Origin of the sequence: Streptomyces sp. CA-243310, from assembly GCF_050936775.1 — a bacterium.
GTDB lineage: Bacteria > Actinomycetota > Actinomycetes > Streptomycetales > Streptomycetaceae > Streptomyces.
In genome coordinates this window covers 106,362-124,182 of record NZ_JBNJMF010000002.1, presented here as the reverse complement: position 1 = coordinate 124,182, position 17,821 = coordinate 106,362, and the positions used below count along the sequence as shown (strand labels likewise).

Below are 17,821 nucleotides of genomic sequence, written 5' to 3'. Positions count from 1 at the left end.
CGGCTACTCCGTACGGCGGCGGCGCTTGGCCGCGTACACGGCGGCGGCGCCGATCAGGAGCACCAGTGCTCCGGTGGCGACGGCGGGCAGGTACGAGCCCACGTCGTGCTGCGCGTCCGCGGCGGGAGCCGCCTCGACGACCTGGGGCCCGGGGGCCGGAGCGGCCACTGCTGCCGTACTGGTCGATGGCGACGGTGACACCGAAGGAGTGGGTGAGGCGCTGTCGGTGGGCGAGGCCGAAGGGGACGCAGAGGCGGCGGGCGTGGTGCCCGTTGCAGGCGGGGTGACCGCGGGGGATGTGCGGTCGGCCGGTGGCCGGTTCTCGGGCTTCGGGCCCGTGTTGACGTTGGGCGGCAGGGGAGCCGCGGTACGGGTGTCCTCGGGCTGTGGCGCGCCGGTGGGCCGAGCGTTGTGGGCGCGCAGTTGGTCCGGGGTGACCTGCGGCCGGCCCTGGCTGCCCTCGATGTCCGTGGCGCCGAAGGTCCACAGGTCGACGCTGCCGGGCTTCGGCTTGTAGAGCATCGCGCCGAGTTGGCTGTACTCCCAGGTGTTCTGGCCCGGGTTGGCGTGCCAGTACGACCAGTAGGCGGAGGCGGGCGGGGTCAGTACGCAGTCGTCCTGCTGCGGCGTCGGGTACTGCTTGCCGCCCTGGTGGCCGCTGTAGCCGATCCGGCAGATGAAGGCGGGGCCGTCGTGGCCGGTGCCGGTGGTGGCCCAGCCGCCCTGGTTGAGGAGTTCGTAGCCGGTGGTGGGGGCGGTGCCGCAGGAACGGTAGACGGGGCCACCCCAGTGGCTGAAGTCCACCGCGAGGACGGCTCCGGAGGAGGTCGTGCACTGGCCCATGGGCTGCGGGGCGGCGCCGGCCGGGGGCGCGGTGGCGGCGAAGGCCGCCATCGTCAGCCCCAGGGCGGCCGCCGCGCGAGCCAGGGCACGCGTGACGCGGAAGCTCATCGGCCGGCCTCCGCCGGGTTGCGACGGGAGCGCGCCATGACGACGAGTCGCCAACCGGCCAGGGACAGGGCGGCCGCGGCGCCGGCGAGGATACCGACCTGGACGCCGGTGGACGCGAGGCTGCCACCGGTACCGCCCTGTGCGACAGTGCCGCCGCTGCCCGATCCCCCCGTGGTCTCCCCCGGAGTCACGATGACAGGGGTACCGCCCGACGTACCCGCACCGCCCGTGATGTTGGGGATGGGCTGCGGGGTGGTGCCTTGCAGGCTGCGGGTGAGGGTGGCGAAGGAGATGCCGGTGGTTCCGCCGATGGCTTGGGTGGAGGCGCGAACGTCGGAGCCGGGCTCCTTGTCCGCGGTGATGTTGAAGCCGCCGTCGCTGTTCTGTTGGGTCGCCAGGAACTTGCGGGCCTTGGCGATCTGCGCACCGTACCTGGGCGTGTCCAGGGACAGTCCCTGGATGGCGAGCGCGGCGGAGTTGACGGAGATGCCCGAGGCGCCGCGGAATCCGCCGTCCGCCAACTGCTCACCCGCGAGCCAGGCAAGCGCCTTGTCCACGGCGGCCTGCGAGTCGGCGTCCGGCAGCAGGTCCACGGTCATCGCGGCCATGGCCGTGGAGTCGACCTCGTCGGGGCTCTTTCCGACGAGCATGCTGCTCCAGGACCCGTTGGGGTGCTGAAGGCTCTTCAGATAGGCGATCGGCTCGACCGCGGCGGTGTTCTCACCCGCTCGGACCTGGGCGATGACGCCGAGGGACTGGTCGAAGACGGACTTGGCATTGCCGTAGGCGCCCTTGCCCCCGCAGTAGGGGACGACATCGGTGTTCTTTCCCGCGCAGGTGTCCTTGGCGAGCGCGGCGATCAGGTTCTGGCCGCCGAAGCTGCGCGGATCGCGGCCGACGCTCTCGGCCAGGAGCGCGGTCTTGCCGATCGCGCCGCCGACGGCGTACTTGGTACCGATCATGGTCCAGGCGTGGATGCCTCGGCCCTCGCCGTCCTTGCCGCCCTTGTCCATGAAGTCGACGATGTTGCGCAGGGTGGTGTCGTCCCCGCCGGTGGCGGCCAGTGCGTAGGCGCCGTCGATGGTCATTCCGTAGTCCGCGCGGGCGGGGGAGCCCTCGTAGTAACGGCCCTGGATCAGATTGCCGGGCCTGGTGAGGTACGCCAGCCCCTTCTTGATGTCCGGTCCGTCGCCCGGCGGGACCGTCGGCTTGGGGTCGGTGGGCTTCGGGTCCGTCGGCTTGGGGTCCGTGGGCTTCGGATCGGGCTGCTTCGTGGTCAGTGCCACCAGGTCGCTCTTGGCGGCCGCGACGACGGCCGGCGCGGTGGGGTACAGCCGCGACTCGGTGTCGCCCTCCTCGAAGCCGAAGCCGCCCGCGGGGAACTGCTGCTTGGAGAGCCAGAAGAGGCCCGCGTCGGCGTGCGCGGTGTCGCCGAGAGCGCGCAGGGCCTGGGCCGCCCAGCCGGTGGCGGCCGGGCTGCCGGTGGTCATGTAGGCGGCGGCGGGCCAAGCGCCGGTGGGCAGCTGCGTCTTCCGCAGGTTGGCGCGGGCCTTCTCGACGACCGCCTCGTGGCCACCTGCCCGCTTGAGGGCCAGCACGATCAGCGCGGTGGAACTCGCGTCGCTGTCACACCACCCGCCGGTGCGGATGAGAATGCCGGTGAATCCGCCGTCCTCGCATTGGAGTCCGGTCAGTCGCTTCACGGCGTCGGCCGGGGGCGTCACACCGCCGTTCAGCAGGGCGATGACGGCCATGGCCTGGGCGTCGGACTGGCCGGTGGTGCGGAAGTCGCCCTTGGTGAGGCAGCCGTCGATCGTCTCGCCGTCGCCGATGTCGCGCGGGCAGACGTACTTGACGAGGTCCCCGAGCAGGTCGTGGCCGCCGAAGGCACGGGGATCCCTGCCGGTGGCCTCGGCGACGAGTGCGAGCCGCGCGGCGGCGGTGGCGTCGGGAATCCCGTCCTTGCCGGCCGGGTAGGCATACGCGTCCGTCTGCGCGGGCGTGGCCAGGAAGTCGGCGGCCTTGCGGGCCGCCGGGCTCTGCCGATCGGCGCCCGCGAGGGCGTAGACGACCTCGGTGGTGAGGAGGTGGTTCGGGGTCGTGGCGCCCTCGTCGACGATCCGTTCCCCGTCGGTCAGCCTCCCGCTCACCCAACGCGTGGCAGCGGGCAGGTCCACCGTGCCCGGGGGAACGGACGGGCCCGTGGGGCCGGTCGGGTCGGGGGAGGGCTGTGCGCCGCCCGCGCGGACGTCGTCGGGGGTGAACGTGGGTTTGCCCGACGAGCCGCCGATGTCCGTGCCGCCGAACACCCATGCGTCCACGTCGCCGGGCTTGGGCTTGCGTGCCATCGCTCCCAGGGAGCTGTAGGTCCAGTTCTTCTGGCCGGGCGAGGCGACCCAGTACGACCAGTAGGCGGTCGCCTGCGGGGTCAGGACGCAGTCCTCCTTGTCCGGGGTGGGGTACTGGGTACCGGAGTTGAAGGAGCCGGTGCCGATGCGGCAGATGAAGGCGGGGCCGTCGTGACCGGTGCCCTCGGTGGTGAAACCGGCGTCCCGGAGCAGTTCGTAGCCCGTTGTGAGAGTGGTGTCGCAGCCCCGCTCGACCTTCCCGCCGAAGGGCCCGAAGTCGACGGCGACGATCGCGCCGGTCGTGGCGGTGCACCCCTCGATCGGGTCGGCGACGGCAGAGGTCGTCCCGGTGACGAAGGCCACGCCCGCGCTGACGGTCAGCAGCGTCGCCGATATCAGCGACACCAGCCTCTTTCTTCCCATACGTCGCTCTGCTTGCTCTGCGGTCCCCACCACGGCCCCTCGTGTCAGCCGGGCGGACCAGTACGTGGCAAAGGGCGTCCCTCGCAGGCAAACGCAGCGGGAGCCTTCGAACCACGCCGTAGTCCGCGACGGCGTTTCTCGCTGAAAAACTTGGCTCCAGGCATTCCGGCTCGCCCGGTGGTACCGGGCCTACGGTTGCGGGTCAGCGCCGGAATTCGACCGGCTTCCCCTGGGGCTGAGTGCGTATCAGTCGGAGTGGAACACGCGGATAAAGACAGCGTCAAGGTGGCCTGCGTCTCAGGGCACAGCCCCCGATCGATTCCTTTCGACCTTCCTGACGGTGGCTGGCGGACCCTTGATCACTCGGGTAGCGTCCTGGGCTGCCAGATGGGGGAATCCGGTGGGAAGCCGGAGCTGACGCGCAGCGGTGTGGGACGGCGGGGGCCGTCTCCGAGCCCGAATGCCCATACGGCGTTTGCAGTACAGGAAGCCGTACCACGCGTTCCGGACGGCGGCCCCTCCGGCATGCCCGGCCGTGCGTCCGCACGGTGCCGGGGCGACGGATGCGGTCGGCGTCCGCCGATTCCAGGAGCAGGCCATGTCCCGTCCCCGTACCTCCCGCCGCCTCGCGCTAGCCGTACCCGCCGCGCTCGGCGCGTTCACTCTCACCGCGCTGCCCGCGTTCGCGACCTCGTCGCCCGCGCAGATCGCCACGTCCAAGACCAACGGCATCGCCTACCTCAAGTCCCTGCAGGCGGCAGATGGTTCGTACGCCGGCAGCGGTCTGTCCAACGAGTGGGCGTTCAGCACCTTCGCGGCAACCGGTACGGCCGTCGTCGACGTCTACCCCGCCGGCGACACGACGAAGAATGCCCGTACCGTCTACCGCAACCTGCTGTCGACGGCAGGCTGGCCGTCGGCTTCCCCGGTCGTCACCGACTACGAGCGCGGCACCCTCAACGCGTACGCCGCCGGCATCGACCCGGCCCGCGTCTCGGCCTCCCGCAACCTCGTCGCGAACATCTACTCGCACTGGCAGACCGCGGAGGCGGGCTACTTCGGACCGTCCGGCAACTTCAACGGCACCGTCTTCGCCGCCCTTTCGCTGGGCGGCGCCAAGACTCAGGCAGGGGGCGCCCGTGTCCCGCAGGCACTGACCACCTCGATGGTCACCCGCATCCGCGCCAACCAGCACGTCGACGGGGGCTGGACCTACCAGAAGGGCGAAGGCAACCCCACCGTCCTGAACTCCGCGAGCGACGTCGACATGACCGGCGCCGCCATGGCGGCCCTCTGCGCCTCCGGCGTCCCCAACACCGACACCGACGTCGTCCAGGCGAAGAACTTCCTCAAGAGCACGCTCGTCTCCAACAGCGGCGCCTTCAACTCCCTCTACGGGATCAACACCAGCTCCAACGGCTGGGGCGTCGCGGGTCTCAACGCATGCGGATTCAACCCGCAGACCGGGGACTTCCTCACCGGCAGCGGCAAGACTCCGATCGACTTCCTGATCGCCAACCAGTACAACCCGGCCGGTGGCTTCAAGTACAAGCCCTCCGACACCGTGCCCTCCGCCTATTCCTCCATCGACGCGCTGCGCGCCGTCGCGGGCGGGGGCTTCACGACGGCCCCGCCGGTGCCGGTCACCCCCGGTGCTCCGCAGTGGGTCGCCCAGAGCACCTTCACAGCGGGCACCGCGACCAGGTTGGCGCTGACCGTCGACGACGGCGCGGGCAACCTCAAGGTCTGCTCGGTGGCTTTCACGCCCACCGGTACGACCACGACCCTCGGGGACGTCTTGGCCGCTGCTACCAGTGGTGCAACCCCGTCGGGCTGCGTCACGAGCGTCACTCCCTCCTCGGGCACCGGCACCATCACCAACATCAACGGCAAGGCCAACAGCGGCTCCAACACCTGGAAGGTGAGCGTCGACGGCGCGGCCTTCGCGGGCGCGGCTCGCAACAAGGTGATCAACGTGGGCGACACCATCGCCCTGCGCTGGGGCGCCTGACCTTCGTACACCGGTCGGGGCTGCGGACCTTCGGGACCGCGGCCCCGCCGTGTTCGGATTGGTGAACACACATGCCGAATCAGGGCTGTTTACCCATGAGCCCGGGAGGTCCAAGTTGACGAAGATCGTGCCGCGTCCCGTCGTCATCGACGGGGTGCGGCTGGTGGCCCTCACCGAGGGAGAGTTCGAGAGTCTCGCGGCCTCGCGACGTCAGTTCGGCTCCCACGTCGTACGGTTGCGGATGACGCGTGAGGCACTGATCTCGTTGACCGAGGTCGCCGAGGCCATGTGTTCCCTGCTGAGAGCGGGAGAGCCACCGGCGGGGTCAGCGACCCGGGCTTCCACGAAGACGACGGGTGTGCCTCCGACGGGCCTGCTCAGCGCCTTGGAGGGAGCTGTGGAGCGGGCCCGTCGGGTGGTTGGGACGCGTCCGGACGGGCCCGCTCCAGGAGACCGCAGGCGAAAGCGCTGAACGGGTGACCGTGGCCGACTGGGGCGTGTATCGGAAATGCCTGGTCGCAGATCTCCGCTCGGCGGGCTGTGCTTCCATGCTTTGGTGAATAGCGAGAGTGGTCCTGGAGCCGGCGGAGCGCCGATCCGGCATGTCCGGCGTCGAACAGACTCCGACCTGGGCGCGTGCGTTGAGGTACTTGCCGACGTCCATGGGCAAGACGGCTACCCAGTGAACTGGCCGGACTCTCCCGGCGGCTGGCTGTCCCAGCCGGCACTGCTCGCGGCCTGGGTAGCGGAGCTGGACGGGCGGGTCGTTGGTCACATCGGTCTGTCCCGCAGTGAGCCAGGCGATGCAGCACCGGTCCTGTGGAGCAGTCGCGAGGGCGCGAGCAGCGCACCAGCCGTTGTGGTCAACCGCCTGTTCGTCGCTCCGGCGGCACGAGGCCATGGGATCGGCGCACTCCTGCTGGCCCAGGCGATGCGTGACGCGCAGGAACGCGATCTGCATCCCGTGCTCGACGTCGTGGCCTCCGACGCCTCAGCAGTAGCTCTTTACGAGCGTCTGGGCTGGGAGTTGTTGGCCGCGGTCGAGCAGCAGTGGAGCCCGGAGCAGGCGGTAGTCGTGCATTGTTATGCAGCAGCCGGTTGACCAGGCAGGTCGTAATCGCCAGGTCATGGGCACTCGTTGATGGCCTGAGGCCACACATCGCGAAAGGGGACTGGTGCAGCCACCGCAGTGTGCGAGAGGCTGATCCATCCCAGAGGATCTTCAGCACACGGACACTACGCGCTCATGGCGATACCTGGAACGTCAGAGCAGTCTTGTCGTCCACGTGGATGAGTTCGCCGGGCCGCTCGCGTTCGTAGCGGCAGCTGCCTACCGAAGACGGTCAGGCGGGCACTACGGTGGGAAACGAAGTCAAAGGCGGGCCGGATGGCGAGCGTGATGAACAGCCGTTGGATCTCGTTGCAGGTGAGCGGTATGAGGGCGTCTGGTGCGGGATCGCGGTCGTGTTCGTTCGCGCGGACGACGGCGAGGAAGGCGTGCGCGAGCATGGCCAGGGTGACCCAGCGGGACCAGGACGGGTAGCGGCGGACCTGGTGCTCGTCCAAGGCCGCCAGGCCCTTGCCGGACTGCAAAAACTCCTCGACCCGCCACCTTGATCCAGCGACGCGCACCAGGGTGGTTAGCGGCACTGCGGCGGCCGGCGAGTAGCAGCGGTAGTAAGCGAGTTCGCCGGTGCTGCGGTTGCGGCGGATCAGCAACTGCCGGCTCCCGGGCCGGGGGTCGGTGAGGTCGATGACGGCCCAGTCGTAGAAGCGGTGGCCCTTGGCTCCGCTCCCTGCGGACAGCTTCTGTCAAGCCCTCTTGGGCACCTTCCTGGCCAGCGTGTCCGCGCGGAACTTCCCGGCGCCTGTGGTGACTTCGTGCGAGCAGGCCACCGCGAGGACGTAGCCGGTGCCGCGTTCTTCCAGCGGGGCGCGTAGCGTCGGGTTGCCGCCGTAGACCTCGTCTCCCGCGAGCCAGGCGGCCCGGTGGCCGGCGTCCAGGAATCGGGTGACCATGCGGGCGGCAAGCTGCGGTTTGGTCGCGAATTCGGTCTTGTCACCGAGTCCGGCGGCCCGGCAGCGGTCGGGGTCCGAGGTCCAGGAACGCGGAACGTACAGTTCCCGGTCTACCGCGGCGTGTCCGCGGCGGCCGGCGTAGACGAGATAGACGGCGACCCGCGCGTTCTCGATCCTGCCCGCGGTGCCGGTGTACTGGCGCTGGACACCGACGGTGTCGATGCCCTTCTTCACGTCGCCGGTCTCGTCGACCACCAGAACCGCCTGGTCGTCCCGCAGATGCTCCACCACGTGGGCCCGCACGTCGTCGCGGACCTGGTCGGCGTCCCACTTGGCCCGCCCGAGCAGGTGCTGCATGCCGTCCGGGGTGCTGTCTCCGGCCCACTCTGCGATGGTCCAGCAGTTTTTTGCGCGGCAGGTCCGACAGCAGCCCGAGCATCAACCGCCCGACTCGACGTCGGGGTTCGACCCGTGCGAACCGGCCCGTGATCCGGGCCATCAGGCCCTCGAACGCCTCCTGCCGGCGGGCAGGGTCTACGCTGTGACCTGCGGCCACCGCATGATCTTCAGTCTTCACACACCGATGATCAACGGTGGCCGCACCCGTCTCCACAGCGCGTCAGGGTCGCGCAGCGTCTGCCTGCCGTCATGTGTCTGGAGGACTTGTGCAACGTGGCGAAGTCTGGTGGGTCCAGTTCGACGAGCGGAGGTTGGTCGTACTGCTGTCGGGAGACGACACGTCCGGGATCCGGGTGATGCAGGTCGTCGCTCCGGTGGGCGTCGACATCAGCGGTCTGGGCATCGAAGTGACGGTCGGCGCCGGTGAAGGACTGCCGTTCGAAGGCGTGCTGCGGCTCGCGTTCCCGCGTCCAGGCTTCGCCCCGTGCACGTGGCTGACCACTGTGTCCCGGGACGACCTGATAGAGCGGGCGGCCGTCCTGTCCTCGGTGAAGCTCAGCGAGATTGACGACGCCCTCCGACTCGCTGAACAAGCGCAGGAGCGGACCCCGGCCACGACCGCGAAGCTCAGCGAGATAAGGGATGCCCTCCGTCTCGGTGAACTCGGGTAGACGGAGAAGGAGCCGACGTCCGCGACGGCGTGGGCGATATCGGGCGAGATGATCGACGCCGGCCACCTGCCACCTCAGCGCCCCTCACCACCGAAATCACGATCTACGGCTGGAGTACTAGTGCCGTATCAGGCAACGTTCGCCTGTGTTCGATGTGAGATATGGTCCTCAGCCATGGGCGAATTGGTGCTGATCAGGCACGGCGAGACCGCATGGAGCCGGACCGGCCAGCATGCTGGCCGCACCGACCTGCCGCTGACCGAGGCGGGGCAGGACGCGGCGCGTGCGCTCGCACCTCGGCTGGTCGAACGGGAGTTCGTCGCCGTCTACAGCAGCCCGCTGACTCGCGCCGTACGGACCGCCGAACTGGCGGGGCTGAGCGGCGCGGAGCCCGACACCGACCTGATCGAGTGGGACTACGGCCGCTACGAGGGGCTGACCGCCGAGCAAATCCAGGAGCTCAAGCCCGGCTGGGAGCTGTGGCGCGACGGCGTCGACGCCGGCGAGGACCTCGGGCACGTGACGGTGCGGGTCGACGCTTTCCTCGGCCGGGTCCGGCCGCTGCTGGACAAGGGCGATGTGGCCGTCGTTGCGCACGGTCACCTGTCACGCATACTCACCGCGCGCTGGCTCGGGCTCGACGCGTCGGCCGCGCGGCAGTTCGGGCACCCGCATCCGGGGACGATCAACACGCTGGGTTACGAGCACGAGCTGCCAGTCGTGCTCGGGTGGAACGTGCCGTAATGGCGGCTGCCCGTATCCCGTCCAAGCGGTAGCTACTGCCGTGCCATGAGGCGACGTTGGCCCTGTCGACGACGGAGCGTGGGCGCCGGTCTTCGGCGTGGCGATCTCGCCAGATGATGTAGCGGCGGATCATGCTCCCCTGCTCCTTGTGGCTGACGTGGTCGGTGCCATCGAGGGTGAAGTACCGCAGGGCGGTGAACCGGGCTTCCATGCGGTTGAGCCAGGAGCTGTTCGTAGGGGTGTAGGCGATCTCGACGTTGTTCGCCGCGGCCCGGGTGCCAACCCGCCGGCACCTCTTCGTGGTCAGGTGCGGGGAGGAGTTGTCACAGAGGATCGCGATACGGACCTCGGGCGGGTAGAGGGTTCGCAGGTGGCGGCAGAACTCCAGGGACTGGGTGCGCTTCTTGACCGGCTTGATGTGGCCGTAGAGCTTGTCCTTGGCCAGGTCCAGGGCGGCGAACAGGTGCCGTACTCCGCCGTGCGGAGCAGGATGCGCAGGCCCTCGTGGCTGATGTCGTCGACCACCCCCTCGGCGACCAGGAAGTCCGCCGGCTTGGTCAGGCTCCAGGTCGAAAAGGGCAGGCCGTGTTCAGTCGGCTTGGACTTCGCGATCTTCTTGATCTCGCGCCGCTCGGGCAGGGTGAACGTCCTGGGCCGACCGCCCTTGTACTTCGGATACAGGGAGTCGAAGCCGTCGGCGTTGAAGTTGTGGATCACATCCCGGCCCCGGTCCGCGCTGGTGAACGTCACCTCGGCAATTCTCGCCACCGTCATGCCCTGGGCGGACAACAGGACCATCTGGGCCCGCCGCCAGGTCACTACCGACCCGGTTCCCCGGCGGATGATCCGAAGCAGCCGTCTGCCTTCGGCATCGTCGATCTCGCGTACACGTACTCGTTCTGCCACCCGGACGGGGCGACGGCCACGCGCCGCCCGGCACAGCACCGGGACGGCGCGTCACATCACAACAGGGCAGACGTTGCCTGATACGGCACTAGAAAGCCGTCCAGGTGAAGTTCACCTGGTCACCGGCGCTTATCTTGAACTGGCAGCCGCCGACCGGGGTGGGAGTGCCGTTGACGGCGATGCTCCAGTAGGCGGCACCGCCACCGCTCACGTTCTTGATCGTGTCGATGGAGAAGTCGTCGAAGGACGCGTACCAGGTGCCGTCCCAGGTGAAGCCCTTCTTGTGGGCGGCGTCGTCTAGGGCGGCGGTAGGGGTGGGGACCTTCGACGGGTTCGCGCCGCCGTTGGTGCCGTCGCACTTGTGGGTGCCTCCGGTGGCCGTGGTGACGTCGTGGCCCTTGGTGTTGACCTTGCCCTTGAACAGCAGCCCGTCGGGGCCCTGGACGGTGACGGTCACCCTGACGGCCTTGTTGGTGTTCGGTTTGGCCTGCGCCACGGCGGCGGGGGCGGTGGCGAGAGCCAGGGCGACCGTGGTGATCGCGGAGCGGCGGGCGAGGGACTGGCGCATGGAGGTGGGTGCCTTCCTGGTGGGATCTTCGGGTCTGCTGACGCGAACCCGCCGACCCGCACCCGCGCATACCCCGCAACGGCGTCCCTTGGCAGGACGCACGGGAGTGCCGAGCCAGGCTGGGGCTTCGTACTGCAGACCGTGACAGTGAGAAGCGGTGCACATCGCACCCCGGGTTCTCCGACTCACGGCATACCAGGCGCCGTTCACGGTTGCAGGTCAGCGCCGGATTCCCACCGGCTTCCCCCAGTCGTGCATGCATTCGGTTGTGGGCTCAGGCCGTGGGGGCCGGAGCAGAACGCATCGTACGGCCTGAGGAGGGGCGCTCGGAAGCGAATGCCGATTCAGGTGGCCGGGCGCGAAGTTCGACGGAGCGGAGCAGGGCACGTCGGAGCAGGGCACGCCGGAGCAGGGCACGCCGGAGCGGGGCGTGACGACACCACTCGTCACGCCCCGCTCCTCCTCAGCTGCCGGGACCCTCGGCCCGGGCGGCGAACCGGGGCCCCTCAGCCCCGGTCGTACAGGTGGAACCCCCGGCCGCTCTTACGGCCCAGCAGGCCTGCCTGGACCATCCGCTGGAGCAGCGGGGGCGGGGCGTAGAGGGGTTCCTTGAACTCGTCGTAGAGGGATTCGGCGATGGCCGCGACGGTGTCGAGACCGATGAGGTCGGCCAGCTTCAGCGGGCCCATGGGATGGGCGCAGCCGAGTACCATCCCGGCGTCGATGTCCGCGGCACTGGCATAGCCCGACTCGGCCATCCGGATCGCCGACAACACGTAGGGGATCAGCAGGGCGTTGACGACGAACCCGGACCGGTCCTGGGAGCGGATCGCGGTCTTGCCGAGGGTGTCCCGGACGAAGGACTCCATCGTTTCGACGGTGCCCGGCGTGGTGTGGAGCGAGGAGACGATCTCGACCAGGGGCAGGACCGGGACCGGGTTGAAGAAGTGCAGGCCCAGTACGCGGTCGGCGCGGCCGGTGGCCATGCCCAGGCGCATGATCGGGATGGCGGAGGTGTTGGACGCGAGGATCGCTTCCGGGTCTTCCACGATCTTGTCGAGGGCGGTGAAGATCCCGGTCTTCACGTCGGCGTTCTCGACCACGGCCTCGATGACCAACTGCCGGTCGGCGAGGTCGTCGAGGTCCCCCGTGAAGACCATCCGAGCCTGTGCGTCCTCGGCGGAGCCCCGGTCGAGCTTGCCGCGTTGGACAGCGCGTTCCAGGGAGAAGGCGACGCGTTCCCGGGCGGCGCGGGCACGGTCGGCGTCGGACTCGGCGACGACGGTGTCGAGTCCGGCGCGGGCGCAGACCTCGGCGATCCCGGCGCCCATCTGGCCGCCGCCTACGATGCCGACGCGGCGGATCGGGGTGCTCATGCGGAGGTCTCCGTCCGGCGGACGAGGTGGCGGGTGTAGGCCTCGGGGGTGAAGAAGGCGGGCAGGCGCGGGGTGAGCGCGGTGTCCACGAAGACCTCGCGGGCCTCGGTGACCAGGGCCTGCGGATCCTCCTCCGCCAGCGCCTCGCACTCTGCGTCGAGGAGGGTGAGGACGGTGGAGCGCTCCACTCGGTCGTGGCGCAGCCACTGCCAGATCTGGACGCGGGCGATCTCGGCGGTCGCGGCGTCCTCCATCAGCCCGTTCAGGGCGACGGCGCCGCGGCCGCGGAGCCAGGCGTCGAAGTAGCGCAGGGCCACGGCGACGTTGGAGCGGATGCCCTCGGAGGTCGGCGGAGCGGCGATCCGGCGGACCGCCAGCAGGCCGGCGGCGTCGACTTCGACGTCCTCGCGGGTGCGCTCCACCTGGTTCGGTCGCTCACCGAGAACGTTGTCGAAGACCTCGCAGCAGACGGGGACGAGGCCAGGGTGGGCGACCCAGGAGCCGTCGAAGCCGTCCTCGGCCTCCCGCTCCTTGTCGAGGCGCACCTTCGCCAGAGCTGCGGTGTTGGCCTCCGCGTCCCTGCTGGGGACGTGGGCGGCCATGCCGCCGATGGCGTGGGCGCCCCGCTTGTGGCAGGTGCGGACGAGGAGTTCGGTGTAGGCCCGCATGAAGGGTGCGGTCATGGTGACGGCTGCCCGGTCGGGGAGCTGGAAGTCGGTGCGGTGGCCAAAGGTCTTGATCAGGCTGAACAGGTAGTCCCAGCGGCCGGCGTTGAGCCCGGCGCCGTGCTCGCGCAGCTCGTAGAGGATCTCCTCCATCTCGAACGCGGCGGTGATCGTCTCGATGAGGACCGTGGCGCGCACGGTGCCGCGCGGGATGCCGAGCAGCTCCTGGGCGAACACGAAGATGTCGTTCCACAGACGCGCCTCGTACCGGTTCTCCAGCTTGGGGAGGTAGAAGTACGGGCCGTACCCGGCGTCGATCTGCCGCTGGGCGCAGTGGAAGAAGTACAGGCCGAAGTCGACGAGCGAGGCGGACACGGGCCGGCCGTCGATCTCCAGGTGCTCTTCGAGGAGATGCCATCCGCGCGGTCGGACCATGATGGTCGCGAGATCCGCGCCGAGGCGGTACTCCTTGCCCTCGGGGGTGGTGAAGTCGATGCGCCGCTCGATCACGTCGAGCAGGGTCAGCTGGCCGCCGATGACGTTGCCCCAGGTCGGGGAGGTGGCGTCTTCGAGGTCGGCCATCCACACGCGGGCCCCGGAGTTGAGGGCATTGACCGCCATTCGGCGGTCCGGCGGGCCGGTGATCTCGACCCGACGGTCGGTGAGGCCCGGCGCCGGCGGTGCGACTCTCCACTCGGGGTCCTGTCGGATGGCGCGGGTGGCGAGGGGGAAGCCGAGGGGGGTGCCGCCGGCCAGGTGGGCCGAGCGGCGGATGCGCTCCTTGATGATCTCCAGGCGGCGGCCGGCGAACGCGTCGTCGAGTCGGGCGATGAAGTCCAGGGCTTCGGGGGTGAGGATCTCGTCGTGGCGGTCGCCCGGTGTCCCGAGGACCTCGACGCGGCGGGTCGGTGCGTGGATGGACATGCGGGTCTCCTCCAGGAGAGGGGAGGGCCGGACGGAGGTGGTTCCTCCGGCCTTCGGGGAGCGCGGGGTGACGGTGCCGGCGGGGCGCCCGGGTACTGCGTGTACTCGGGCACCCCGGGCCCTACGGCGAGGTGGTGCGTCGGGCGTTCCGGGCGGTCGACGGCCCGGAACGGTCAGGTCCTAGTGGAACTGCTCTTCCTCGGTGGAGCCGGAGAGCGCGGTGGTGGAGGAGGTCGGGTTGACGGCGGTGGAGACCAGGTCGAAGTAGCCGGTGCCGACCTCGCGCTGGTGCTTGACCGCGGTGAACCCCTGCGCCTGGGCGGCGAACTCGCGCTCCTGGAGGTCGACGTAGGCGGTCATGCCGTGCTCGGCGTAGCCGCGGGCGAGGTCGAACATGCCGTGGTTGAGGGAGTGGAAGCCGGCCAGGGTGATGAACTGGAAGCGGTATCCCATCGCGCCGAGTTCGCGCTGGAACTTGGCGATCTGGTCGTCGTCCAAGGCCGCCTTCCAGTTGAAGGAGGGCGAGCAGTTGTAGGCCAGCATCTGGTCGGGGTACCGGGCGTGGATGGCCTCGGCGAACTCGCGGGCCTGGGCCAGGTCCGGTGTGCCGGTCTCGACCCAGATCAGGTCGGCGTACGGGGCGTAGGCCAGGCCGCGGGCGATGACGGGGGCCATGCCGTTCTGGACGTGGTAGAAAGCCCTCGGCGGTGCGCTCGCCGGTGCAGAACTCGGCGTCGCGCTCGTCGACGTCGCTGGTCAGGAGGGTCGCGGCGAGGGCGTCCGTACGGGCGATGATCAGGGTCGGGGTGTCGGCGATGTCGGCGGCCAGGCGGGCCGCGTTCAGGGTGCGGACGTGCTGCGCGGTCGGGACGAGGACCTTGCCGCCCAGATGCCCGCACTTCTTCTCCGAGGCCAGTTGGTCCTCGTAGTGGATGCCGGCCGCACCCGCCGCGATCATCGCCTTGGTCAGTTCGAACGCGTTGAGCGGGCCGCCGAAGCCGGCCTCGGCGTCGGCGACGATCGGCGCGAGCCAGTCAGTGGTGTCCGTGCCGTCCTCGGCTGTGGCGATCTGGTCGGCGCGCAGCAGGGCGTTGTTGATGCGACGGACCACCTGGGGAACCGAGTTGACCGGGTAGAGGCTCTGGTCCGGGTAGGTGTGTCCGGCCTGGTTCGCGTCGGCCGCGACCTGCCAGCCCGAGAGGTAGATCGCCTGGAGGCCGGCGCGCACCTGCTGGACGGCCTGGCCGCCGGTCAGCGCGCCCAGGGCGTGGATGTAGTCCTGCTCGTGGAGATGACGCCACAGGCGTTCGGCTCCTCGCCGGGCCAGGGTGGCCTCCTCGCGGACACTTCCGGAGAGCCGCACCACGTCCTCGGCCGAGTAGGTGCGCTCGATGCCCGCCCACCGGGGGTCCGTCGCCCAGCGTTCGGCGAGGGCCGCTGCCGCCGTGTTCGTCGTGTCTGCCATGACCGTCACCGTCTCCATGAGTAGCTGAATGTCTGGGTGGCACCTCCGCACCCGTCATGAGTGCGAAGGAATGGCACCAGGTGCCATATAGATGGGTCGCGGCCCGCCGTACCGGTGTGGAACGAGCTGAGCAATGTTGCCGAACCACTCGCCAGAACCTGCCGAACATCCGACATCAGGGCGTGAATCGGGCCCGGAGGGTTCTGTCGCTGCCGCCTGTTCCGGCGGGCCGCAGGACGACTCTCTCAGCGACACCCAGTGCCATCAATGAGGGACGTCTGCCAAGTTCTGCGAATCTTTTCGCGCCGGATTGCCAAGTCTGCGAAGACTTCGAGGCTCGGATGTACACGTAGGGTGAGTCAGGTCCCGGAGACGAGGGAGACGACGCGGTGAGCAAGACGTACGCGGGCGCGCGGCTGCGGCGGCTGCGCGAGGAGCGCCGGATGAGCCAGGCGGATCTGGCTCGGGTCCTCGCCATTTCGCCCAGCTACCTGAACCAGATGGAGCACGACTCCCGCCCGCTGACGGTGCCCGTCCTGCTGCGGCTGACCGAGGCCTTCGGGGTCGACCCGGGCTTCTTCTCGGAGCGGGACGCGAGCCGCCTGGTCGCGGACCTGCGCGAGGCGCTGGCCGGCGAGGTCGCCGAGGCCCGGGTGTCCGCCTCGGACCTGGCCGAGCTGGCGTCCCGGATGCCCGCCGTCGCCCAGGTGCTCCTCGACCTCGGGCGGCGCAGCCAACTCCTCGCCGAACGGCTGGCCGGCGCCGATGACGACCGGGAAGGGCCGCCGGGAGCCGGTGGCCCGCGCTCTCCGCACGAGGAGATCCGGGAGTTCTTCTACCGCCGCCAGAACTACCTCCACGACATCGATCTCGCCGCCGAGGATTTGGCTCGCACCCTTCGCATCCGGCCCGGGGAGGTCGTCCGGGTACTGTCGACGCGCCTGGCCGACCACCACGGCGTGCGGGTGGCCACGGACTCGGAGAAACTCCACCACTACGACGACTCCGCCCGCGTGCTGCACATGTCAGCGGGGCTGAGGCCGGGGCAGCAGGCGTTCCGAATGGCCACCCAGCTCGCGCTGCTGGAGCACGCCGACGAACTGGACCGGCTGGCCGCGGAGGACTTCGCGGCCGGCTCCACGGCGCACGGGCTGGCCCGGATCGGCATCGCCAACTACTTCGCCGCCGCGCTGATCCTCCCGTACCAGGCGTTCCACACGGCCGCCGAGGAGTTCCGCTACGACATCGAGCGGCTCACCGACCGGTTCGGCCTGGGCTACGAGACGGTCTGCCACCGGCTCAGCACCCTCCAACGCCCCAGGCTGCGTGGGGTTCCCTTCTCGTTCGTCCGGGTGGACCGGGCGGGCAACATGTCCAAGCGGCAGTCCGCGACCGGATTCCACTTCTCCCGTGCCGGCGGCACCTGCCCACTCTGGAACGTGTACGAGGCCTTCACCGCTCCCGGCCGCATCCACGTCCAGGTCGCCGCCATGCCCGACGGGCAGCGGTACTTGTGGACCGCCCGCGCCGTCACCCGCCACCGCGGCGGTTGGGGCCAGCCCGGCAAGACCTTCGCCATCGGCCTGGGCTGCGAGATCCGGCACGCCTCCCGGCTCGTCTACTCCGACGGGCTCGACCTGGACAACACCGCGGCCGCCACCCCCATCGGCATGGGCTGCCGCCTCTGCGAACGCCTCGACTGCCCCCAGCGGGCCGTCCCGCCGCTCGGGCGCCCGCTGGCCGTGGACGAGAACACCAGCACCTTCATCCCCTACCAGGTCGCTGATCGCCCGAAGTAGGACCGTTCGGGGGACAGGCGGGACCGCCTGAGCGCCGATGCCGGTGGCCGCGGGCAGGAGCGAAACGATCCGCATTTCTCGACCGTCGGCCCCGGTCCGCGGGCTCTTTCGCACGTCCGCGCCGCAGCAGGGGGTGGACTTACTAGGACGTCCAACTATATGTTCGTGGAAAGCCCGCGGTGCAGGGAAGCCGGTGTGAATCCGGCGCGGTCCCGCCACTGTGACTGGGAAGTGCGCTCTTCAGCAGGTCAGGCCACTGACGGAATCCATCCGTCGGGAAGGTCGAAGAGCGTGCGTTGATCCAGGAGTCAGGATACCGGCCGTGGGGTGTTCCGTGTTGTCCACGAGGATGGAGCAGACACGCATGGCACCGGTACGTGACCACGGCCCAGGTGATCCGGCGGAGTACCCGAACAGCGCGGCCCTGTCCCCGCGTTCGTGACTCGACGAGGGCGCCCCACCCTCCCCTGTCCCGCGGTCGATCCCGCGGTGCGCACCTCGATCGGTGCCGTACCGCGACTGCGCCGCGCCTTCCTCGGATCCTCACCTGAC

General features: G+C 69.8%; 10 protein-coding genes, 3 pseudogenes and 3 riboswitches. Of the genes and pseudogenes, 5 read left to right on the top strand and 8 right to left on the bottom strand.

The window, feature by feature from the left end; translation table 11 throughout:
* Positions 1-3: 3 nt before the first annotated feature.
* Both ACQEVM_RS18050 and ACQEVM_RS18045 read right to left on the bottom strand, forming a co-directional pair.
* A complete protein-coding gene (locus ACQEVM_RS18050) occupies positions 4-951 on the bottom strand; it encodes a hypothetical protein (RefSeq protein ID WP_433080249.1) in 948 nt (315 codons plus the stop codon).
* Entirely contained in the window at positions 948-3,752 is a 2,805-nt protein-coding gene (locus tag ACQEVM_RS18045; protein ID WP_433080247.1) for a prenyltransferase/squalene oxidase repeat-containing protein, read from the bottom strand. Before ACQEVM_RS18045 ends, ACQEVM_RS18050 begins: the two co-directional genes overlap by 4 nt.
* Before the next feature lie 323 nt (positions 3,753-4,075).
* Positions 4,076-4,204: riboswitch (cobalamin riboswitch) on the top strand.
* Positions 4,205-4,320: 116 nt separating this feature from the next.
* Between ACQEVM_RS18045 and ACQEVM_RS18040 the strand changes: the two genes are divergently transcribed.
* Complete coding sequence (locus ACQEVM_RS18040; protein ID WP_433080245.1) at positions 4,321-5,733, top strand: hypothetical protein; 1,413 nt, start codon at positions 4,321-4,323, stop codon at positions 5,731-5,733.
* Between the two features lie 556 nt (positions 5,734-6,289).
* Positions 6,290-6,835, top strand: a complete 546-nt coding sequence (locus tag ACQEVM_RS18035; protein ID WP_433080243.1) for a GNAT family N-acetyltransferase — start codon at positions 6,290-6,292, stop codon at positions 6,833-6,835.
* A gap of 134 nt (positions 6,836-6,969) precedes the next feature.
* Here ACQEVM_RS18035 and ACQEVM_RS18030 read toward each other — a convergent pair.
* Positions 6,970-8,251, bottom strand: a pseudogene (locus tag ACQEVM_RS18030) (IS701 family transposase).
* A 166-nt stretch (positions 8,252-8,417) separates the two neighbouring features.
* Here ACQEVM_RS18030 and ACQEVM_RS18025 point away from each other — a divergent pair.
* Together ACQEVM_RS18025 and ACQEVM_RS18020 are read left to right on the top strand one after the other, a co-directional pair.
* On the top strand, positions 8,418-8,822 hold the full coding sequence (locus ACQEVM_RS18025; RefSeq protein ID WP_433080241.1) for a type II toxin-antitoxin system PemK/MazF family toxin: 405 nt from the start codon (positions 8,418-8,420) through the stop codon (positions 8,820-8,822).
* A gap of 174 nt (positions 8,823-8,996) precedes the next feature.
* Entirely contained in the window at positions 8,997-9,566 is a 570-nt protein-coding gene (locus ACQEVM_RS18020; RefSeq protein WP_433080239.1) for a histidine phosphatase family protein, read from the top strand.
* Positions 9,567-9,615: 49 nt separating this feature from the next.
* Here the strand turns inward: ACQEVM_RS18020 and ACQEVM_RS18015 are convergent.
* From ACQEVM_RS18015 to aceA, 5 genes and pseudogenes are all read right to left on the bottom strand, one after another.
* Positions 9,616-10,472 (bottom strand): annotated as a pseudogene (locus tag ACQEVM_RS18015) (helix-turn-helix domain-containing protein); the annotation flags it as partial.
* 88 nt (positions 10,473-10,560) lie between these two features.
* Positions 10,561-11,040 carry a DUF4430 domain-containing protein gene (locus tag ACQEVM_RS18010; RefSeq protein ID WP_433080237.1) on the bottom strand — a complete coding sequence of 160 codons (480 nt, stop codon included), beginning with the start codon at positions 11,038-11,040 and terminating at the stop codon, positions 10,561-10,563.
* A gap of 173 nt (positions 11,041-11,213) precedes the next feature.
* Positions 11,214-11,287, bottom strand: a riboswitch (cobalamin riboswitch).
* A 259-nt stretch (positions 11,288-11,546) separates the two neighbouring features.
* Positions 11,547-12,416 (bottom strand): 3-hydroxybutyryl-CoA dehydrogenase, encoded by an 870-nt coding sequence (locus ACQEVM_RS18005; protein WP_433080235.1) that lies wholly within the window; start codon positions 12,414-12,416, stop codon positions 11,547-11,549.
* Positions 12,413-14,005 carry a malate synthase A gene (aceB, locus tag ACQEVM_RS18000; RefSeq protein WP_433080233.1) on the bottom strand — a complete coding sequence of 531 codons (1,593 nt, stop codon included), beginning with the start codon at positions 14,003-14,005 and terminating at the stop codon, positions 12,413-12,415. Before aceB ends, ACQEVM_RS18005 begins: the two co-directional genes overlap by 4 nt.
* A gap of 180 nt (positions 14,006-14,185) precedes the next feature.
* Positions 14,186-15,470, bottom strand: a pseudogene (aceA, locus tag ACQEVM_RS17995) (isocitrate lyase).
* A gap of 389 nt (positions 15,471-15,859) precedes the next feature.
* Here aceA and ACQEVM_RS17990 point away from each other — a divergent pair.
* Complete coding sequence (locus ACQEVM_RS17990) at positions 15,860-17,269, top strand: short-chain fatty acyl-CoA regulator family protein (RefSeq protein ID WP_433080231.1); 1,410 nt, start codon at positions 15,860-15,862, stop codon at positions 17,267-17,269.
* 160 nt (positions 17,270-17,429) lie between these two features.
* A riboswitch (cobalamin riboswitch) is annotated at positions 17,430-17,608 on the top strand.
* The last annotated feature ends 213 nt before the right edge of the window (positions 17,609-17,821 follow it).